This is a genomic window from Pistricoccus aurantiacus, assembly GCF_007954585.1.
Lineage (GTDB): Bacteria > Pseudomonadota > Gammaproteobacteria > Pseudomonadales > Halomonadaceae > Pistricoccus > Pistricoccus aurantiacus.
Genome location: NZ_CP042382.1, coordinates 1,073,358 through 1,093,456 on the forward strand (window position 1 = coordinate 1,073,358; position 20,099 = coordinate 1,093,456).

The window sequence follows — 20,099 nt, forward strand, 5'->3', positions numbered from 1 at the left end:
GGGGCGGAGCCTCATGGTTCCCCCCTATCCCGATATTCTGTTCTTTTTGCTCTGTGTTTCCGCCCTATCGGCACTTCAGGATAAAAAGGCTGCCCGCGGGCAGCCTGAAATGTGTAGAGCAAAGAATCTGATTCAGGTTTTTATTCGTCGGGATCGGGGAAATCGCCTTTGAACTTGGGGTTGGGCTGGGATCTGGGGTCCTCGCTGTAGTCCTTGTCGTCCTCGTGACTTGGTCGTGGCCGAGAAGTGATTCGCACTCGCGCGGGAGCGGCCTTGCCTTCCTTGTCCTCACCAAAATACAGCGTGGATTGAGGATAGGGGATGGTGATACCCGCCGCTTCGAAATGCATCTTGACCAGGCGATTGTAGGCGCGCCCGATTGCCCACTGATTGCCCGGTGTGGTCATGATGCGCACACGAATGTTGACGGAGCTATCCGCCAAGGCGACGACGCCGGAAACCTCCAGCGCGTCGAGAATATCTTTCTTGTACTCCTCTTCATTGGCAAGCTCGTCGAAAGCTTCCCTTAGCCGCACGATGGCTTCGTCGATATTTTCGCGGTAGGCGATACGATACTCGCCCACGTGATAGGCGAATTCCCGCATGTAGTTGGAGACGGTATCGACGCTCGAGAACGGCACGATATGGTAGGTGCCATTGAGGTCGCGAATACCCACGGAGCGAATGCTCAGGCGCTCCGCCGTGCCGGTGATGCCGCCTACCGTTACCACGTCGCCAGTGTTCATGGCATTTTCGATCTGAATAAAGATGCCGGTGATAATGTCCTGTACGAGCTTCTGGGCGCCAAAACCGATGGCAAGACCCAGAACCCCGGCGCCAGCGATCAACGGTCCAATGTTGATGCCGATCTCCGACAGCACGATCATCGTCGTCATGGTGATGAGGGTAATGGCCAGAGCGTTGCGAAATAGTCCAAGCAGCGTCTGGGCGCGGGCGGAAGGCAAGCCTTTGCGACCCTTGCCGTATAGTGAATGTTCGATAAGGCTGGCCAGCACCAGCCAGGACATCAGAGCCACGACGATGATAGTGAGAACGCTGAGGAACTTGCCGATGATGGTATGTCCCGTATCGGAGGCGTACCAGGCGGCCAGGTCGAACAGATTCCAGGCGTTGCCTACCAGCATGATGGTGACGATGAGAATCAATACTCGAATGACTCGCAGCAGGTTGGGGATGTAGGAGTTAAGTCGACGCTCGAGCAACGGAAACTTCTGACGGATATTTTCCGGGAGATGGATATATCGCCCGATTACCTGAGTCAGCAGCTTGGAAAGCAGTATGCCCGCGCCGATGATCAGCATGCTCTCGAGAGTGGCCAGGGTAACGAAAGGCAAGGCTTCCTCGGGACGCACCATGGTCAGTGCCAGCACGACCAGAAAATAAAGGATCACCAGCCAGTGCCAGATATGGGCAAGTAGCCGAAGCACCACCTTGGAAGCGCTCATGGTACCGCGCCTGGCCATGGCCTCGAGACCACGACGTACCCGTAAACGGTTTCTGAAAACAAAAATGATGGCATAGAAAAAAGCGAACAGGATGATCAGGGTGCTGACGCCTCGGGCGAGAGTGGTAGAGAGGTAGACATTGATCAGCGGTACCACTACCAGCAGGCCATAGCCGACCAGGCCTACCAGTCGTGCCATCCACCGATTCCAGTAGGAGGCTTCGGCGGCGGAAATTGTCAGGAGTCGCAAGCCTTCGTAGCGGGAGGCAAACAGCATCCGTAGCCCGGCCTTGATCAGCTCGATGACCAGGAAGGCATTGAGAAACAGCGAGGCCTGGGTCGAAAGCTCGCCGCTCTCGCCTAGTACGAAAGTGGCTAGTAGGTTGCCGCCGATATAAGCCAGCCCCACGATGGCGGCGTCAATCAGTGCGGCGATGGCAACGGCGGCGAGGACGCGCAGAATTTCCGTGCGCCCCGTGCCATGCCGTGACCAATGGCTCAACGCCAGATAAAGCCGTCGCGTCAGGCGACGAAGGACGAAGAACAGGGCAAAGGTCGCCACGATCACGATGGTCAGGTTGATGGCGGCGGTGGTGAAGGTCGAGGGGTTGAAGCGGTCTGCTTCTTTCTTGGCGTCACCGCTGACCAGATCGGCCATCAGGTCGGCAAGATCGGTGACCTGGTCGCCGATATCCCCGGCGATATAGCGGGTCGCGGCGGCTACCTGTCTGGGCAGGGATTCGCCGGCATCATCTTTCGCGGAAGCAACCTGTTCTGCCGCCTCGACCGTGGGGGTGGCAGCGGCTACGTTTGGCGACTGTTCCGCCAGTCGACGCAGCTCACCGATAATTTTTGCCCGCGACTGCTCGTTTTCCAGGAGATCAGCCAGCGTTGAGTAGGTAGGAGCGTCGGTGGTTGATGGGCTACTCTGCTGAGCATAGGCCAGAGAGCCGACAAACAGCGAAGCTAACAACAGCCATGTCGTCAGAAGTATAAAACGTGTCTTGGGCACGCTTGCCTCCATGAATGCACGTGAAGATGGATGGTGAGATATTCATGCTCTGGCTTGTGCTGGCTGACAGGCCGAAACATTCCACCATGCCTTTAAGCTCGGACAGCGAACAACGAATTTGTATTATTACCAGGGAAGTTCGTCATGGGAAATATGAGCGCCAGCAGCGAGAAACGCCGCTTGGCGCATCAAATTCAATTGAGGAAGGAATGGTCTAATAATACGAGCCTAGTCATTTTTCTCAGGCTGGTAAGGAACGATTGGCGTGTTTTCGTCGCAGCTTGGCTCGCTCAGAAATGTTTTTTCCACATCGAGTAGGCCTAAATGGGAAATAGTGCGTCTTCCCAAAAGCACTGGATACAGCATTTTCTTACGGCTGCGCAGGCTGAATTCCTCCTCGTAAAGGGTATCGTCAATGCACAGATTCATTAACACCGTGGGGCGGTGGGATTTGCCGCCGGCGCCGCGTAGCGTAAGGTCACGTTGTACCTTTCGCTCCACGGTTTCCGTGAATCGCTCATTGTTTGCCTCATCCTCGAGTTTTAGACGAAAGCGAACCCATTCCTCACCGTTCTTCTCAAAGCTTTCGATGTCTCGGGCATCGAGAGAAGAGGTCAGAGCACCGCTATCGAGCTTGGCCTTCACCTCGACGCCCCAAGGCTCGATGGTAGCCTTTTCGACCCAGCCGAATACCTTGTGCTCATCAGCGCCGGCAAGGTTGGTGATGCTTATTAGTAGTAAGCTGAAAACTAGTAGGAAACGCCTTAAACCCGCCGACATCCTGCCTCCTTGGCTTAAATAAGCGACTAAGTGGAAATCGTTCGCATGATTCCATTATTGCCTTCACACGGCAAGGGGCACTGACGATAGACATCATTCAAAATTTATAGAAGGATTCTAATGTTCAATTATGTAGAGACTTGGAGTCACCACCGGCACAGGTCTGAATTCGAGAAATTGAACCGCCCCGGGTTTTGAGGAGGCTCCAGCATCTGAGAGAATGGAGCCATGAACAAGTCAAACAAGTTTTCCCCTGAGGTTAAAGAGCGCGCTGTCCGGCTAGTGCAGGAGCATCGTGACGAGTACCCGTCGCTGTGGGCGGCTGTGGAGTCTATAGCCCCCAAGATTGGCTGTGTACCACAAACGTTGCTGGAATGGGTCAAGCGTGCCCAGATCGATATCGGTGAGCGCCCTGGAACAACCACCGCCGAGACACAACGCATGAAGGACCTGGAGCGTGAGAATAAGGAATTGCGGCGCGCCAATGACATCCTTCGCACGGCCAGCGCTTTTTTCGCCCAGGCGGAGCTCGACCGCAAGCTGAAGTCGTAAACACCTACATTGATCAGCATCGGGATACCTACGGGGTCGAGCCGATCTGCAAAGTATTGCAGATTGCCCCGTCGGCCTACCGGCGTCATGCGGCCCGGCAGCGCAATCCGGCACGACGCAGTGACCGGGTCAAGCGCGACGAGGTTTTGATACCGCATATCAAGCGTGTCTGGAATGACAACCTCAAGGTCTATGGTGCCGATAAAGTCTGGAAGCAGATGAACCGGGAAGCCATCCCTGTGGCCCGCTGTACCGTGGAACGGCTCATGAGATTTCTGGGCCTTCAGGGTGCCCGTCGCGGCAAGACGATGCGTACCACCGTCCCGGATCAGTCAGTGCCGTGCCCGCTGGATCGGGTCAACCGGCAGTTTGTCGCCGACCGTCCGGACCAGCTCTGGGTATCGGACTTTACCTACGTTTCCACTTGGCAAGGCTGGTTGTATGTGGCTTTCGTTGTGGATGTCTTCGCCCGCCATATTGTGGGTTGGCGCGTCAGTCGCACGATGAACACGGATTTCGTACTCGATGCTCTGGAGCAGGCACTCTACGCCCGTCAGCCCGACAAGTCAGAGGACTTGATTCATCACTCCGACAGGGGATCACAGTATGTGTCGATCCGTTACACGGAACGCCTGGCCGAAGCAGGCATCGATCCATCGGTAGGCAGCAAAGGCGACAGTTACGATAACGCCCTCGCTGAAACCATCAACGGCTTGTACAAAGCAGAATTGATCCACCGGCGCGGCCCCTGGAAATCCATGGAATCCGTTGAGCTGGCGACGCTGGAATGGGTATCTTGGTTCAACCACCAACGGCTGATGGAGCCACTGGGGTATATCCCGCCGGCAGAAGCTGAGGCAAACTACTATCGGCAACTTAACAGTCAGGCCGCTATGGCAGCGTGACTTAAACTAACGGGCCTCCGCGATACGCGGGGCGGTTCAAAATCATCGGTGGCCCTTAAAACAAGCGATTCCCGGAGATTTAAATAATAAGTATTCTTACTTGAGGTGCTTTTCGATCCATGCACTTTGTCAAGATGCTTTTGCATCAGTCGTTGCCTAGACTGGGGTTAGAGGACGATCTGAAATACGAGGCTTAGCAAAGTTCGAAATAGGCCTTGCATTTTATCGTTTGGGGTCGTAAAGTACGCATCCGCTGCTGAGGCCACCCTGGTTGCAGCAGCTGCTCTTTAACAATCGATCAGGTAATTCATGTGGGCGCTTGTTGGCGTGAGGGGTGTTATCTCTTATGCAAGACAAGCGACTCGTCAAGAGACGTTTGACTTGAACCGAGATTGGTCCGCTTCTTCCCGTTGGGGAAGGCAAGGACTATCAAGCTTTTAACTGAAGAGTTTGATCATGGCTCAGATTGAACGCTGGCGGCAGGCCTAACACATGCAAGTCGAGCGGCAGCACGGAAAGCTTGCTTTCTGGTGGCGAGCGGCGGACGGGTGAGTAATGCATAGGAATCTACCCAGTAGCGGGGGATAACCTGGGGAAACCCAGGCTAATACCGCATACGCCCTACGGGGGAAAGCGGGGGACCATTTGGCCTCGCACTATTGGATGAGCCTATGTCGGATTAGCTGGTTGGTGAGGTAACGGCTCACCAAGGCGACGATCCGTAGCTGGTCTGAGAGGATGATCAGCCACATCGGGACTGAGACACGGCCCGAACTCCTACGGGAGGCAGCAGTGGGGAATATTGGACAATGGGGGGAACCCTGATCCAGCCATGCCGCGTGTGTGAAGAAGGCCCTCGGGTTGTAAAGCACTTTCAGCGGGGAAGAAGGCGTGGTGGTTAATAGCCGCCACGAGCGACATCACCCGCAGAAGAAGCACCGGCTAACTCCGTGCCAGCAGCCGCGGTAATACGGAGGGTGCAAGCGTTAATCGGAATTACTGGGCGTAAAGCGCGCGTAGGTGGCGTGTCACGCCGGGTGTGAAAGCCCCGGGCTCAACCTGGGAATGGCATCCGGAACGGGCAGGCTAGAGTGCAGGAGAGGAAGGTGGAATTCCCGGTGTAGCGGTGAAATGCGTAGAGATCGGGAGGAATACCAGTGGCGAAGGCGGCCTTCTGGACTGACACTGACACTGAGGTGCGAAAGCGTGGGTAGCAAACAGGATTAGATACCCTGGTAGTCCACGCCGTAAACGATGTCGACTAGCCGTTGGGTCCCTTGAGGACTTGGTGGCGCAGTTAACGCGATAAGTCGACCGCCTGGGGAGTACGGCCGCAAGGTTAAAACTCAAATGAATTGACGGGGGCCCGCACAAGCGGTGGAGCATGTGGTTTAATTCGATGCAACGCGAAGAACCTTACCTACCCTTGACATCCTGCGAACCCGAGAGAGATCTCGGGGTGCCTTCGGGAGCGCAGAGACAGGTGCTGCATGGCTGTCGTCAGCTCGTGTTGTGAAATGTTGGGTTAAGTCCCGTAACGAGCGCAACCCCTATCCCTATTTGCCAGCGATTCGGTCGGGAACTCTAGGGAGACTGCCGGTGACAAACCGGAGGAAGGTGGGGACGACGTCAAGTCATCATGGCCCTTACGGGTAGGGCTACACACGTGCTACAATGGCCGGTACAAAGGGTTGCGAAGCGGCGACGTGAAGCCAATCCCAGAAAGCCGGCCTCAGTCCGGATCGGAGTCTGCAACTCGACTCCGTGAAGTCGGAATCGCTAGTAATCGTGAATCAGAATGTCACGGTGAATACGTTCCCGGGCCTTGTACACACCGCCCGTCACACCATGGGAGTGGACTGCACCAGAAGTGGTTAGCCTAACTTAGGAGGGCGATCACCACGGTGTGGTTCATGACTGGGGTGAAGTCGTAACAAGGTAGCCGTAGGGGAACCTGCGGCTGGATCACCTCCTTAACCGATGACCGCCTTGCCCGGCAAGTGCCCACACTGAATTACCTGATCAGATAGAGCAAAGACTGTTGGGGTATAGGCCCAGCGGGACCTGCGGGTCTGTAGCTCAGTTGGTTAGAGCGCACCCCTGATAAGGGTGAGGTCGGCAGTTCGAGTCTGCCCAGACCCACCACTCTTCTCGCTCAGTGGGTGAGAGCGCCCCCACTGGGGTGAAATAAAGAGGAGGGTGAGGGCGCCGGGGTCTTTCGCGTCTGCCCAGACCCACCATTCGATGGGGCCATAGCTCAGCTGGGAGAGCGCCTGCCTTGCACGCAGGAGGTCAGCGGTTCGATCCCGCTTGGCTCCACCATTCTCCCCCATCGGTTATCGCGATCCATCGTGAGTAGTGATAAGGCTTCGTCAAGCAGCGTCGACGACGAGGAATTATCACTGTTTTCGAACAGTCTGCTCTTTAACAATGCACATCATGCTGACAAGTTCTTTCTTTGGAAAGAATGCAAGATACGCTCAAGCGTATCCGGCGACGTTGTGTCATCGCGACCCACCGATGGGTGAGACCCCTTCGGGTTATATGGTCAAGCGATGAAGCGCATACGGTGGATGCCTAGGCAGCCAGAGGCGATGAAAGACGTGGAAGCCTGCGAAAAGGCTCGGTGAGGTGGCAACCAACCTGTGACCCGGGCATGTCTGAATGGGGCAACCCACTTCGTGTAAGCGAAGTATCCTTTTCTGAATCCATAGGGAAAGGAGGCGAACCGGGGGAACTGAAACATCTCAGTACCCCGAGGAACAGAAATCAACCGAGATTCCCCCAGTAGCGGCGAGCGACCGGGGACTAGCCCTTAAGCGTGTGACGGATTAGACGAAGGCGTTGGGAAGCGCCGCCGTAGCGGGTGATAGCCCCGTAGTCGAAAATCCGATCACGTGAAAACGAGTAGGTCGGGGCACGTGAAACCTTGACTGAAGACGGGGGGACCATCCTCCAAGGCTAAATACTCCTGGCTGACCGATAGTGAACCAGTACCGTGAGGGAAAGGCGAAAAGAACCCCAGTGAGGGGAGTGAAATAGATCCTGAAACCGTATGCGTACAAGCAGTGGGAGCACGTTTTTCGTGTGACTGCGTACCTTTTGTATAATGGGTCAGCGACTTATTCTCAGTAGCGAGCTTAACCGGGTAGGGGAGGCGTAGGGAAACCGAGTCTTAACAGGGCGACGAGTTGCTGGGAATAGACCCGAAACCGGGCGATCTATCCATGAGCAGGGTGAAGGTTGAGTAACATCAACTGGAGGCCCGAACCCAAGTATGTTGAAAAATGCTGGGATGACTTGTGGATCGGAGTGAAAGGCTAATCAAGCCCGGAGATAGCTGGTTCTCCTCGAAAGCTATTTAGGTAGCGCCTCACGTAGCACCACCGGGGGTAGAGCACTGTTTCGGCTAGGGGGTCATCCCGACTTACCAACCCGAGGCAAACTCCGAATACCGGTGAGTGACGCGTGGGAGACACACAGCGGGTGCTAACGTCCGTTGTGAAAAGGGCAACAACCCAGACCGTCAGCTAAGGTCCCCAAATGCTGGTTAAGTGGGAAACGAGGTGGGAAGGCGAAGACAGCTAGGAGGTTGGCTTAGAAGCAGCCATCCTTGAAAGAAAGCGTAATAGCTCACTAGTCGAGTCGGCCTGCGCGGAAGATGTAACGGGGCTAAACCAGCTACCGAAGCTACGGGTGAGTCCTTGTTTTCGAATAGGGATTCGCGGTAGAGGAGCGTCGTGTACGCCGGTGAAGGTCAGTCGAGAGGCTGGCTGGAGGTATCACGAGTGCGAATGCTGACATGAGTAACGATAAGGGATGTGAAAACCATCCCCGCCGGAAGACCAAGGGTTTCTGTTCGACGCTAATCGGAGCAGAGTGAGTCGGCCCCTAAGGCGAGGCGGAAACGCGTAGCCGATGGGAAACGGGTCAATATTCCCGTACCTCAGGACATTGCGATGGGGGGACGAAGAAGGCTAGGTGAGCCAGGCGTTGGTGGTCCTGGTGAAAGTGCGTAGGCCGAGACGACAGGCAAATCCGTCGTCTCAAGGCCGAGACACGAAACGAACGGACCTCGGTCCGGAAGTCATTGATGCCACGCTTCCAGGAAAAGCCTCTAAGCTTCAGATGTCATGAGACCGTACCCCAAACCGACACAGGTGGTCAGGGTGAGAATCCTCAGGCGCTTGAGAGAACTCGGGTGAAGGAACTAGGCAAAATGGTGCCGTAACTTCGGGAGAAGGCACGCCGCTGTCAGGTGACGCCCCTTGCGGGTTTAGCCCAGAGCGGTCGAAGATACCAGGTGGCTGCAACTGTTTATTAAAAACACAGCACTCTGCCAACGCGCAAGCGGACGTATAGGGTGTGACGCCTGCCCGGTGCCGGAAGGTTAAGTGATGACGTTAGCTCACGCGAAGCGTTTGATCGAAGCCCCGGTAAACGGCGGCCGTAACTATAACGGTCCTAAGGTAGCGAAATTCCTTGTCGGGTAAGTTCCGACCTGCACGAATGGCGTAATGATGGCCACGCTGTCTCCACCCGAGACTCAGTGAAATTGAAATCGCCGTGAAGATGCGGTGTACCCGCGGCTAGACGGAAAGACCCCGTGAACCTTTACTATAGCTTCACACGGGACGCCGATGTTGCTTGTGTAGGATAGCTGGGAGGCTTGGAACCGGTGACGCCAGTTGCCGGGGAGCCGCCCTTGAAATACCAGCCTGGCATCATTGGCGTTCTAACTCAGGCCCGTCATCCGGGTCGAGGACAGTGTGTGGTGGGTAGTTTGACTGGGGCGGTCTCCTCCTAAAGGGTAACGGAGGAGCACGAAGGTACCCTCAGCACGGTTGGAAATCGTGCACTGAGTGCAAGAGCATAAGGGTGCTTGACTGCGAGACGGACAGGTCGAGCAGGGTCGAAAGACGGTTCTAGTGATCCGGTGGTTCTGTATGGAAGGGCCATCGCTCAACGGATAAAAGGTACTCCGGGGATAACAGGCTGATACCGCCCAAGAGTTCACATCGACGGCGGTGTTTGGCACCTCGATGTCGGCTCATCACATCCTGGGGCTGAAGTCGGTCCCAAGGGTATGGCTGTTCGCCATTTAAAGTGGTACGCGAGCTGGGTTTAGAACGTCGTGAGACAGTTCGGTCCCTATCTGCCGTGGGCGTTGGAGATTTGAGAAGCGCTGCTCCTAGTACGAGAGGACCGGAGTGGACGCACCGCTGGTGTTCGGGTTGTCATGCCAATGGCACTGCCCGGTAGCTATGTGCGGACGGGATAACCGCTGAAAGCATCTAAGCGGGAAGCCCCCTTCAAGATGAGATCTCCCCGAGACGCAAGTCTCCTGAAGGACCCTCGAAGACGACGAGGTCGATAGGCGCGCTGTGGACGCACCGCAAGGTGTTGAGCTAACGCGTACTAATGGTCCGTGAGGCTTGACCATATAACCCCAAGGGGTCTGGGTGACCGACCCGCCGGATACGCGAGCGTAGCGTCAGCATGATGGCATTGTGTGATGACGCCGGTCATCGCCGTTTTGCCTGACGACCACAGCGAGCGGGTCCCACCTGAATCCATGCCGAACTCAGCCGTGAAACCGCCCAGCGCCGATGGTAGTGTGGGGTCTCCCCATGCGAGAGTAGGTCATCGTCAGGCCCCTCTCCCCACCCCCAGCCAGCAATGGCTGGGGGTGCTTGCGTTTAGTCGCTGGTTATCTGTTACGTATCCGTCCGGCAAACACACCTTCCGCTGAGCCCCGACTTCGATGACGGTAGGTGTCCACCTATTCCTTAGTGGACACCTACCATGAGTGAGTGAAGCGTATTGGAGGCGCCTCGCAAGCGCCGCCGCTTCACTGTATGCGTCCGCTGAACACACCTTCCGCTGAGCCTCGACTTCTCAGAGAGTAGGTGCCCACCTATTTTAAGTGGACACCTATCATGAGTGAGTCAAGCGTGTTGGAGGCGCCTCGCAAGCGGCGCCGCTTTACCGCCGCATTCAAGGCCAGGATTGTCGAAGCGTGCCACCAGTCCGGCGCCTCGGTGGCCGGCATCGCGTTGGCGCATGCCCTGAACGCCAACCTGGTGCACAAATGGATCCGTGAGGCGCGTCGCAGGGAAGCGGTGAACGACAGGCCGGCCTTTGTCCCGGTGCCGATAGCCAGCACCGCAGCCCCGGTGGCGACTCAGCGTCAGGAGGCCGAGCGCATTCGCCTCTCGCTACCGAGTCCCCAGGGGACAGTGACGATCGAGTGGCCCGTGTCGGATGCGCAGGGCTGTCGGACGCTACTTCGGGAACTGCTGTCGTGATCCGCATCGATGAATTCTGGCTGGCTACCGAACCGCTGGATATGCGCGCCGGTCCCGACACGGCGCTGGCCCGGGTGGTCAAGGTGTTCGGCGCTGCCCGACCGCACTGTGCCTACCTGTTCGCCAACCGGCGCGGCAACCGCATGAAGGTGCTGGTTCACGATGGTCTGGGCATCTGGCTGTGCGCCCGGCGCCTGAACCAGGGCAAGTTTCACTGGGCCGGTAACTGGTACGGCGATCGGGTCGCGCTGTCCCCCGAGCAGGTGACGACGCTGGTACAGGGACTGCCCTGGCAGCGTATCGGTCCGGCGGGGGCCATTTCGGTGCTGTGACGCGCGACGCACCGGGTGGCACAGAATGCGGCACCCGGCCATTCGATGATGCGCTAATTCCGCTGTCCTCAGTGGGCTGGCATACTCGCCCAATGACCACGCCGCCCGATCTGTCCCAGCTCACCCCCGATCAGCTCCGCCACCTGGCGGCGACGCTGATGGTGCAGGTCAAACAGCAGGATATGGCGCTGCAGGAGCGAGGGCAGGCACTGGCGCAGAGCCAGAAGACGCTGCGTTACACCGAGCAGGTCAACCAGAAGCTCACCTACGAACTGGTGCTGCTCAAGCGCCACACGTTCGGCCGGCGCAGCGAGCAGCTCAACGCCTTGCAGATCAGCCTGCTGGACGAGGGGGTGGAGGCCGATATCGCCGCCATCGAGGCCGAGCTGAAAGAGCTGGCTCTCCCCGCTACAACACCGTCAGCCAAGCAAACGCCTAAACGCACCCCGTTGCCTCCCGAGTTGCCACGCACCGAGATCCGCCATGACCCCCAGAGCGAGCACTGCGCGTGCGGTTGCCAGCTGCGCCGGATCGGCGACGAGATCAGCGAAAAGCTGGACTACACGCCGGGCGTGTTCACCGTCGAGCGCCATATCCGCGGCAAGTGGGTCTGCGACGGGTGCGAGACGCTGACCCAGGCGCCGATGCCGGCGCAGGTGATCGACAAAGGCATCCCCACCGCCGGCCTGCTGGCCCAGGTGTTGATCGCCAAATACGCCGATCATCTGCCGCTGTATCGGCAGGCACAGATCTTCGCCCGTGCCGGCGTGGCGATCCCGCGTTCGACGCTGGCCGAGTGGGTCGGTATTTGTGGCGTCCGACTTCAGCCGCTGGTCGATGCGCTGCGTGACCTGCTGCTCGCCGAGCCGGTGCTGCATGCCGATGAAACGCCGGTGCCGATGCTGGTACCCGGCAAGAAGAAGACCCACCGAGCCTATCTCTGGGCCTATGCCACCACGCCCTACGCCGGACTGAAGGCGGTGATCTACGACTTCACCGACGGCCGTGGCGGTCAGCATGCTCGCGACTTCCTCGGCGACTGGCAGGGTAAGCTGATCTGCGACGACTACAGCGGCTATAAGCAGCACTTCGCCAACGGCGTCACCGAGATCGGCTGCATGGCCCACGCCCGACGCAAGTTCGTCGACCTGCACGTGACTGGCAAGAGCCAGATCGCCGAGCAGGCCGTCGACACCATCGGCGAGCTCTACCAGGTAGAACGCGAAGCCCAGTCACTGACGGCGGAAGCACGCCAGCGGCTACGCGACACCAGGGCGAGGCCCATCGCCGATGCGCTACACCGCTGGATGCTGGCTCACCGTGAAAAAGTCCCGAATGGCTTGGCCACCGCCAAGGCACTGGACTATAGCCTGAAACGCTGGGCGGCGCTGACACGCTACCTGGATGACGGGGGGTTGCCGATCGACAACAATCGAGTGGAGAACCTCATTCGCCCCTGGGCGCTGGGCCGCAGCAACTGGCTGTTCGCCGGGTCACTGCGCAGTGGCCAGCGCGCCGCCACCATCATGAGCCTGATTCAGTGCGCCAAGCTGAACGGCCATGAGCCGCATGCCTACCTGAAAGACGTGCTGGAACGGCTGCCGACGCAGAAGGCCAGCCAGGTCCATGAACTCCTGCCCCACAACTGGCAACACAGCAACTGATCGCTGGCAAGCGGTGATCAGCGGACGCTTACGCTTCACTGCCAAGTTCAAGGCCAGGATCGTCAATGCCTGCCAGCAGCCCGATGCCTCGGTGGCCGGCATTGCGATGGCGCATGCCCTGAACGCCAATCTGGTCCATAAATGGATCCGCGAGGCTCGGCGGTCGGCGCCGGTAAGTGATACCCCGGCGTTTGTTCCAGTGCCGATGGCAAGCACCGCCACACCAGCGGCGGGCCAGCATCGGGAAGCCGAGCGTATACGCCTGTAGCGCGTCAATCTGGATGAGAAGCCAGCGACAATCAGGATGAGAACCGGAGTGTCGTGGCCCCCTTCGCTGTTACCCTGCCTCACCAGGTGAGCCAGGCAGGTCCGTCGAGCCATTGTCGCTGGGCGACACAGAGTGACTCGTCTTGAGTGTCGCGCGCGTTGCCGGCCGCCCTTGCGAGCGCTTGTTCTCCATCGCGGTACGGCGTCGATAGCTGTCGACGTTGAGCTCGAAGAGGGTGGCGTGGTGGACCAGGCGATCGACGGCGGCCAACGTCATGGCAGGATCCGGGAAGATCTTGCCCCACTCGCCGAACGGCTGGTTGGCGGTGATCAGCAGCGAGCGTTGCTCGTAGCGGGCGCTGATCAGCTCGAACAAGACGCTGGTCTCGGCCTGGTCCTTGGTGACGTAGGCGAGATCATCGAGGATGAGCAGGTGATACTTGTCGAGCTTGGCGATGGCAGCCTCGAGGGTGAGCTCCCGACGGGCCACCTGGAGCCGCTGCACCAGGTCGGTGGTGCGGGTGTAGAGCACTCGATAACCCGCCTCCACCAGGGCCAGGCCGATGGCCGCTGCCAGATGGCTCTTGCCCCCGCCGGGAGGGCCGAACAGGATCAGGTTGGCGCCCTCGTCGAGCCAGCGATCGCCGCTGGTCAAGGCCCTCACCTGGGCCTGGGAGACCATCGGCACCGCGGTGAAGTCGAAGTTGTCGAGGGTCTTGCCCGGCGGCAACCGGGCATCGATCAAGTGGCGCTCGAGCCGGCGCCGAGCTCGCTCGGCGAGTTCGTGTTCGGCGAGCGTGGCCAGCAGCCTCGCCGCCGGCCAGCCCTCCTGATCGGCCTGGTCGGCGAAGCGCGACCACACGGCCTTGATGGTGGGCAGGCGCAGGTCGGTGAGCATCAGAGTGAGCCGTGCGGCGTCGGTCGTCGAGGAAGTGCTCATGCCACACCTCCCATCGCCGGGCGGTCCATCAGCGCATCATAGATCCCCAGCGGCGCCAGTCGCACCTCGACGCGGGGCAGCTCGCTCGGAGAAGGACCGAAACGCTCTCGCAGGGCGTCGAGGTGCGGCAACTCGCCGGCCTCGAGCAACGCCTCCAGGTGCTGCGCGAGTGCCGCTTCACAGCTCCGCTCGTGAGCCAAGGCCAGCAGGCCGACCATGCAGCGGCAGGCCGGACGGGCCTCCCCGCCGGCGAGCAAGGCATCGAAGGTGCGCCGATAGGCCTCCCGCGGGAACAGCTGGTCGCGGTAGACCAGGTTCAACAACGCCATCGGCTTGCGCCGCAGGGCATGAATGACGTGGTGGTAGTTGACCACATGGCCATGCCGGCCACCACGCTGGGCGCGCCCGCGGGGCAGGGTCATCAGCGCGCTGCCACCGACGAACACGTCCAGGCGATCGTCATGCAGGCGCACCCGCAGCTGATGGCCAATCAGCCGGGACGGTACCGAGTAGAACACCTTGCGCAGCGTGAAGCCGCCGGAGGAGGTCACCCGTACCCGAATCTCCTCGTAGTCCTGGCTACGTTGCCGGGGCAGCGGCTGCAGCGTCGCCCGTTCGGCGTCGATACGGGGCTGATGGCGGGCGTTGCGCCGACTGATCAGTTCATCGATGAAGGCGCGGTAGGCGGTCAGGTCATCGAAGTGGCGTGAACCGCGCAGCAGCAAGGCATCGTGGATGGCGCGCTTGAGGTGGCCATGGGCACTCTCGATGCTGCCGTTCTCATGGGCCACGCCGGTGGTGTTGCGGGTCGGCACCATGCCGTAATCCCAGCACAGCGCCTCGTAGCGCTGGGTGAGGTCATCCTGTGCCGCCTGCCCGAGGTTGCGGAAGGCCGCCGACAGGCTATCGGTGCGGTGCTCGCGCGGGGCGCCGCCGAGGGCCCACAAGGCGTTCTGCAGGCCCTCCGCCAGGGCGACGAAGCTCTCGCCGCCCACCACCACATGGGCATGCTGGAAGCCGCCGTACGCCATCCGGAAGTGGTACAGCCGATGGTCCAAGGACACCCCGGCCACCGTGACCTGCAGGTCGGCCATGTCGGTGAAGTCGGACAGGCCCAGGCGTCCCGGTTCGTGGGTCTGGCGGAAGATGACCTCCTGCTCCGGCCCGTGCACTGCCCGCCAGGCGCGCACCCGGCGCTCCAGGGTCCGGCGGATGCCGTGTTCGAGCTCGGGATAGCGGCAGCGCAACTCCTCGAACACGGCGACCGACCGCAGCCCTGGCGCCGCTTCCAGCAGGGGAACCACCTCCTCGTCGAAGAGACCGGCCAGCGGATCCGGTCGACGCCGGGTGCGTGGTGTCGCCGTTTGCGACGGCAACCGCGGGTCGTCCTCGAGGCGGTGGGCAGCGGCGGCGGTGGGACTATCACTACGTCGAAAAGTCATGTAAAGCCTCACTTGGTGATCGGTGATGTGTCGTCCCGGCACGGGGTGATCCTCTTTGGCGAGAAGACCACTCTATGCCGGGTTGGCCGCGATCACCCGGCGGGCTCCCTGAGGGGATCCCGCCGTCCTTTGAGTCGTCGAGGTCGTTCGGGCTACGCCCTCCCGACGTCGACGACCGAAGGTCTCGGCTTTCTCATCTTGATTGTCGCGTGACTCTCATCTTGATTGTCGCTTTGCATACGCCTTTCACTGCCGACTCCCAAAGGCACGGTGACCATCGAATGGCCGGTGTCCGATGCGCAGGGCTGTCGGGCGCTGCTTCGGGACCTGCTGTCGTGATCCGTATCGACGAGATCTGGCTGGCCACCGAGCCGCTGGACATGCGCGCCGGCCCCGATACCGCCTTGGCTCGGGTGGTCAAGGTGTTCGGCACCGCCCGACCGCACTGTGCCTATCTGTTCGTCAACCGGCGCGGCAACCGCATGAAAGTGCTGATCCACGATGGCCTGGGGGTCTGGCTGTGCGCGCGCCGCCTCAACCAGGGCAAGTTCCACTGGGCCGGTAACCGGCACGGCGACCGGGTGGAACTGTCGCCTGAGCAAGTGACGGCGCTGGTTCAGGGCCTGCCCTGGCAGCGCCTCGGCGCCGGTGGGGTGATCTCGGTAGTCTGATGCTTCAGGCTGGGAGCGGCATAGAATCTCCCACCTCGTTATTCGCGGATGCGCTAATCCCGCTCTCGCCGGCGAGCTGGCATACTCGGCGAATGAACACGCCGCCCGATCTGTCCCAGCTCTCTCCCGACCAGCTCCGCCACCTGGCGGCAACGCTGATGTCTCAGGTGGAGGAAAAGGACAAAGCCCTCCGCCACAGCGAGCAGATCAACCAGAAGCTGACTCATGAACTGGCGCTGCTCAAGCGCCACACGTTCGGCCAGCGCAGCGAGTACCTCAATGGGCTGCAGATCAGCCTGCTGGACGAGGGGGTCGATGCCGACATCGCCGCCATCGAGACCGAGTTGGAGGACCTGAAACTCACCTCCACTCCGCCGGCGGCCAAGAAGACCCCCAAGCGCAGCCCCTTGCCTCCTGAACTGCCGCGCACCGAGATTCACCACGATCCGGAGAATGCGCACTGCGCGTGTGGTTGTAAGCTGCGGCGAATCGGCGAGGAGATCAGCGAGAAGCTCGACTATACGCCCGGTGTGTTTACCGTCGAGCGCCATATCCGCGGCAAGTGGGTCTGTGACGGGTGCGAGACACTGACCCAGGCGCCGATGCCGGCGCAGATCATCGACAAGGGCATCCCCACCGCGGGGCTACTGGCTCAGGTGATGATCGCCAAATACGCCGACCATCAGCCGTTGTATCGACAGGCGCAGATCTTCGCCCGCGCCGGGGTGGCGATTCCGCGCTCCACCCTGGCCGAGTGGGTCGGCATCTGCGGCGTGCGGCTCCAACCGTTGATCGATGCCCTGCGTGACCTGCTGCTCAGCGAGTCGGTGCTGCATGCCGACGAAACCCCGGTACCGATGCTCGCCCCGGGCAAGAAGAAGACCCATCGCGCCTACCTCTGGGCCTATGCCACCACGCCCTACGCCGGGCTGAAAGCGATCATCTATCACTTCAGCGGGGGGCGCGGCGGCCAGCATGCCCGTGACTTCCTCGGCGACTGGCAAGGCAAGCTGATTTGCGACGACTACAGCGGCTACAAGCAGAGCTTTGCCAACGGCGTCACCGAGATCGGCTGCATGGCCCATGCGCGGCGCAAGTTCGTCGACTTGCACGAGGCCGGCAAGAGCCAGATCGCCGGGCAGGCCATCGAGCTGATCGGCCAACTCTACCAGGTGGAGCGCGAGGCCCAGTCGCTGACCGCGGAAGCACGCCAACGACTGCGGGAGACAAGAGCAAAGCCCATCGCCGATGCGCTCACCGCTGGATGCTGGCTCATCGCGAGAAGGTCCCGAACGGCTCGGCGACGGCCAAGGCGCTGGACTACAGCCTGAAGCGTTGGACGGCGCTGACGCGCTACCTCGACGACGGCGGGTTGCCGATCGACAACAACCGGGTGGAGAATCTGATTCGTCCCTGGGCGCTGGGCCGCTCGAACTGGCTGTTCGCCGGGTCACTACGCAGTGGCCAGCGCGCCGCCACCATCATGAGCCTCATTCAGTGCGCCAAGCTGAACGGCCTGGAGCCGCATGCCTACCTGAAAGACGTGCTGACTCGACTGCCGACACAGAAAGCCAGTCAGGTCCACGAACTCCTGCCTCAGCACTGGCAACTGGGCGACTGATCACGCGCGAAGAGTGATCGGCGGACGCTTACAAAAAAGTCCCATCTTATTCAAGATAGAATTGTACAAAACTCCACTATCGGCTTTTAATGTAAAATACTTTCAAGCGCTTCGATAAAACTTTCCATTTCGGCGTCGGTGCCGATACTGATACGCAAGAAATCATATAGCGATTCAGTATTGAAATAGCGTACTAGAACGCCTCGCTCGCGTAGACCGGTAAATAGAAATGCGGCGTCATATCCAGGATGTCGAGCCAACAAGAAATTGGTTTGCGACGGCATAACCTCGAAACCTAGTATCTCGAGACTCGCACGGATGCGTTCTCTTGTAGTAATGACTTTTGCACGGCAGCTTTCGAAATGTAGCTGGTCTTCTAGTGCCGCAATGCCTGCAGCGCTTGCCAAGCTATCAATAGGATAAGAATTGAAGGAGTTTTTGACACGCTCTAGTCCTTCAATGAGTTCACGAGAGCCGATGGCAAAGCCTAGACGTAATCCTGCGAGGCTTCTCGATTTAGAAAACGTGCCGGTGACTAATAGATTAGGATATTGTGTTGTCAGTGGTATAACACTTTCACCGCCAAAATCTACATATGCTTCGTCGATCAAGACAACACATTGGTCAACTCGTTTCAAGAAAGCGTCGATGGCGTCGCGTTGATGGCCATGGCCGGTGGGTGCATTGGGGTTAGCAAAGACGATGCCGCCGCAACGTGGATCAAAAGCATCAAGTGGAACTTGCCAGTTTTCCTTTAAAGGAACTGTTTGATACTTGATTTCGTAAAGCTGGCAATACACTGGATAGAAACTATAGGTAATTGCCGGCATCATCAGCGGCTCGTCTTGACAAAAAAATGCTTGAAAAGCCATGGCGAGAACTTCATCCGAACCGTTACCGACGAATACCTGTTTCACTGCAACATTATAATATTTCGCCAGCGCTTCCCGTAGTGCACGAGATTCGGGATCGGGATAAAGGCGAAGGCGATTGGTAGAATATTCACGTAGCACCTTGCCTACGCCGGGTGCTGGTGGATAAGGATTTTCATTGGTATTCAACTTGATCACTCGTTCACGAGGCTGCTCGCCGGGTACATAAGGCGTCAGAGTGTGAACGACAGGACTCCAGAATCGGCTCATGAGATTTTATATCAAGGCTGGGGGAATGTTCCCATGGTGCCGGGTCTCAGGGTTTCGTGCAAGCTGCTTCAGTGGGAGCAAAAGCATTTGAAACCTATGGAGAGGATATGATTGCACAGGTTTTTGCCACTCTGCTGCCTATATTTTTGGTAGCAGGAATAGGGTCGCTCTATGGATATTTTCGAACGGCGGCCATAAACACTCTAAATCGTCTCAATATGGAGCTTTTTGTACCGTTACTAGTGTTTGCGGCGCTAGCGAATCAGCAGGCGATGCTTGGCGAATATATCGGTTTGGCCATAGCGGCGGGGGGAGTCGTACTTGGTTCAGGCTTATTGCTATGGCCAGTGGCGTATTTTTTAAATCTTGATCGACGGACTTTCCTGCCGCCCATGATGTTCAACAATACGGGCAACATGGGGATTCCTCTGATCGTTTTTGCTTTTGGCGAAGAGGCGTTACCAGCGGCGGTTATTGTTTTTATAGTGGAAATGCTGCTGCATTTTTCGGTAGGCCTTTACTTGGTCAATCCCCTGACTTCTTTGCGTCAGCTTCTGCGTATTCCAATCGTTATTGCCAGCCTTGCCGGGCTAGCTGTGAATCTTGTCGATGTTCCGTTGCCGGAATGGTTGTTGGAAGGAACTCATATGCTGGGAGAGATCAGTATTCCTCTCATGTTGTTCGCTCTTGGCGTGCGCATGCTGGATATCGATTTCAGCGGTTGGAAGCTCGGTCTTTTAGGCGCTATTCTCTGCCCGCTGAGTGGGTTATTGATGGCGATTCCTTTCGTGCTGTGGTTCAACTTGTCCGGATTGCAGGCGGCGACATTATGGGTATTCGCTGCCTTGCCTCCAGCGGTGCTTAATTACCTGGTAGCGGAACAGTATCGACAAGAACCTCACAAGGTAGCATCGCTAGTACTAATTGGTAATCTCGGTAGTCTGGTTGTCATGCCATTGGTATTAGGGTTCGTATTTGCCTATGGTGAAATATAAAAC

Annotated in this window: 14 protein-coding genes, 2 tRNA genes, 3 rRNA genes, 1 pseudogene and 1 other annotated feature; of the genes and pseudogenes, 15 read left to right on the forward strand and 5 right to left on the reverse strand. The window is 58.7% G+C overall.

The window, feature by feature from the left end; translation table 11 throughout:
- Positions 1-140 precede the first annotated feature (140 nt).
- Positions 141-2,489, reverse strand: coding sequence for a mechanosensitive channel protein (ybiO, locus tag FGL86_RS05135; protein WP_147183593.1), 2,349 nt, complete (start codon positions 2,487-2,489; stop codon positions 141-143).
- Positions 2,490-2,497: 8 nt separating this feature from the next.
- Here ybiO and FGL86_RS05140 point away from each other — a divergent pair, with 8 nt between their 5' ends.
- Entirely contained in the window at positions 2,498-2,695 is a 198-nt protein-coding gene (locus tag FGL86_RS05140) for a hypothetical protein (protein WP_147183594.1), read from the forward strand.
- Between the two features lie 10 nt (positions 2,696-2,705).
- Here FGL86_RS05140 and rloA3 read toward each other — a convergent pair whose 3' ends face one another.
- Positions 2,706-3,257, reverse strand: a complete 552-nt coding sequence (gene rloA3, locus FGL86_RS05145; RefSeq protein ID WP_147183595.1) for a retropepsin-like aspartic peptidase RloA3 — start codon at positions 3,255-3,257, stop codon at positions 2,706-2,708.
- A 228-nt stretch (positions 3,258-3,485) separates the two neighbouring features.
- On the opposite strand from rloA3, the gene FGL86_RS05155 reads away from it, so the two are divergent.
- From FGL86_RS05155 to tnpA (FGL86_RS05200), 10 genes are all read left to right on the forward strand, one after another.
- Positions 3,486-4,714 (forward strand): IS3 family transposase gene (locus tag FGL86_RS05155; RefSeq protein WP_425468285.1). Its coding sequence is split into 2 segments (ribosomal slippage): positions 3,486-3,765 and positions 3,765-4,714, totalling 1,230 coding nucleotides; the frame shifts between segments, so codons are not numbered across the junction.
- Positions 3,764-3,880, forward strand: a sequence feature (AL1L pseudoknot). Its footprint overlaps the gene before it by 117 nt.
- A 438-nt stretch (positions 4,715-5,152) precedes the next feature.
- Positions 5,153-6,690, forward strand: a 16S ribosomal RNA gene (locus FGL86_RS05160).
- 92 nt (positions 6,691-6,782) lie between these two features.
- A tRNA-Ile gene (locus FGL86_RS05165) sits at positions 6,783-6,859 on the forward strand.
- Between the two features lie 101 nt (positions 6,860-6,960).
- A tRNA-Ala gene (locus FGL86_RS05170) sits at positions 6,961-7,036 on the forward strand.
- 224 nt (positions 7,037-7,260) lie between these two features.
- Positions 7,261-10,157: ribosomal RNA gene (locus FGL86_RS05175) — 23S ribosomal RNA — on the forward strand.
- Positions 10,158-10,253: 96 nt separating this feature from the next.
- A 5S ribosomal RNA gene (gene rrf / locus FGL86_RS05180) occupies positions 10,254-10,369 on the forward strand.
- Together the 16S, 23S and 5S rRNA genes with 2 tRNA genes alongside form the textbook arrangement of a ribosomal RNA operon.
- Before the next feature lie 284 nt (positions 10,370-10,653).
- A complete protein-coding gene (tnpA, locus tag FGL86_RS05185; protein ID WP_147183597.1) occupies positions 10,654-11,022 on the forward strand; it encodes an IS66-like element accessory protein TnpA in 369 nt (122 codons plus the stop codon).
- Positions 11,019-11,354 (forward strand): IS66 family insertion sequence element accessory protein TnpB, encoded by a 336-nt coding sequence (tnpB, locus tag FGL86_RS05190; protein WP_222433786.1) that lies wholly within the window; start codon positions 11,019-11,021, stop codon positions 11,352-11,354. Before tnpA (FGL86_RS05185) ends, tnpB (FGL86_RS05190) begins: the two co-directional genes overlap by 4 nt.
- Positions 11,355-11,446: 92 nt before the next feature.
- On the forward strand, positions 11,447-13,018 hold the full coding sequence (gene tnpC, locus FGL86_RS05195; protein ID WP_147183139.1) for an IS66 family transposase: 1,572 nt from the start codon (positions 11,447-11,449) through the stop codon (positions 13,016-13,018).
- Positions 12,981-13,286 carry an IS66-like element accessory protein TnpA gene (gene tnpA / locus FGL86_RS05200; RefSeq protein ID WP_147183598.1) on the forward strand — a complete coding sequence of 102 codons (306 nt, stop codon included), beginning with the start codon at positions 12,981-12,983 and terminating at the stop codon, positions 13,284-13,286. Before tnpC (FGL86_RS05195) ends, tnpA (FGL86_RS05200) begins: the two co-directional genes overlap by 38 nt.
- Positions 13,287-13,355: 69 nt before the next feature.
- On the opposite strand, the gene istB is transcribed toward tnpA (FGL86_RS05200), so the two are convergent.
- Both istB and istA read right to left on the reverse strand, forming a co-directional pair.
- Positions 13,356-14,225 carry an IS21-like element helper ATPase IstB gene (gene istB / locus FGL86_RS05205; protein WP_147183138.1) on the reverse strand — a complete coding sequence of 290 codons (870 nt, stop codon included), beginning with the start codon at positions 14,223-14,225 and terminating at the stop codon, positions 13,356-13,358.
- Positions 14,222-15,709 carry an IS21 family transposase gene (istA, locus tag FGL86_RS05210; protein ID WP_147183137.1) on the reverse strand — a complete coding sequence of 496 codons (1,488 nt, stop codon included), beginning with the start codon at positions 15,707-15,709 and terminating at the stop codon, positions 14,222-14,224. The genes istB and istA overlap by 4 nt, the downstream gene beginning before the upstream one ends.
- A 293-nt stretch (positions 15,710-16,002) precedes the next feature.
- Between istA and tnpB (FGL86_RS05215) the strand changes: the two genes are divergently transcribed.
- The 3 genes and pseudogenes from tnpB (FGL86_RS05215) (at position 16,003) to FGL86_RS18085 (ending at position 17,959) form a co-directional block, all read left to right on the forward strand.
- Positions 16,003-16,338: an IS66 family insertion sequence element accessory protein TnpB gene (gene tnpB, locus FGL86_RS05215; protein WP_147183599.1), complete on the forward strand. Its 336-nt coding sequence runs from the start codon at positions 16,003-16,005 to the stop codon at positions 16,336-16,338.
- A 158-nt stretch (positions 16,339-16,496) separates the two neighbouring features.
- Positions 16,497-17,746: pseudogene (gene tnpC / locus FGL86_RS05220) on the forward strand (IS66 family transposase); the annotation flags it as partial.
- 75 nt (positions 17,747-17,821) lie between these two features.
- The gene (locus tag FGL86_RS18085) at positions 17,822-17,959 is read left to right on the forward strand and encodes a transposase domain-containing protein (RefSeq protein WP_246131784.1); all 138 of its coding nucleotides are present in this window, start codon (positions 17,822-17,824) and stop codon (positions 17,957-17,959) included.
- An 86-nt stretch (positions 17,960-18,045) separates the two neighbouring features.
- On the opposite strand, the gene hisC is transcribed toward FGL86_RS18085, so the two are convergent.
- Complete coding sequence (gene hisC, locus FGL86_RS05225; protein ID WP_147183600.1) at positions 18,046-19,101, reverse strand: histidinol-phosphate transaminase; 1,056 nt, start codon at positions 19,099-19,101, stop codon at positions 18,046-18,048.
- 107 nt (positions 19,102-19,208) lie between these two features.
- Here hisC and FGL86_RS05230 point away from each other — a divergent pair, with 107 nt between their 5' ends.
- Positions 19,209-20,096, forward strand: a complete 888-nt coding sequence (locus tag FGL86_RS05230; RefSeq protein WP_147183601.1) for an AEC family transporter — start codon at positions 19,209-19,211, stop codon at positions 20,094-20,096.
- Positions 20,097-20,099: the final 3 nt, after the last annotated feature.

Coding starts and splice junctions, on each gene's coding strand:
- ybiO (WP_147183593.1), bottom strand. CDS start 2,489: ATGGAGGCAAGCGTGCCCAAGACACGTTTTATACTTCTGACGACATGG.
- rloA3 (WP_147183595.1), bottom strand. CDS start 3,257: ATGTCGGCGGGTTTAAGGCGTTTCCTACTAGTTTTCAGCTTACTACTA.
- tnpA (WP_147183597.1), top strand. CDS start 10,654: ATGAGTGAGTCAAGCGTGTTGGAGGCGCCTCGCAAGCGGCGCCGCTTT.
- tnpC (WP_147183139.1), top strand. CDS start 11,447: ATGACCACGCCGCCCGATCTGTCCCAGCTCACCCCCGATCAGCTCCGC.
- tnpA (WP_147183598.1), top strand. CDS start 12,981: ATGAACTCCTGCCCCACAACTGGCAACACAGCAACTGATCGCTGGCAA.
- istB (WP_147183138.1), bottom strand. CDS start 14,225: ATGAGCACTTCCTCGACGACCGACGCCGCACGGCTCACTCTGATGCTC.
- FGL86_RS18085 (WP_246131784.1), top strand. CDS start 17,822: ATGAGCCTCATTCAGTGCGCCAAGCTGAACGGCCTGGAGCCGCATGCC.
- hisC (WP_147183600.1), bottom strand. CDS start 19,101: ATGAGCCGATTCTGGAGTCCTGTCGTTCACACTCTGACGCCTTATGTA.
- FGL86_RS05230 (WP_147183601.1), top strand. CDS start 19,209: ATGATTGCACAGGTTTTTGCCACTCTGCTGCCTATATTTTTGGTAGCA.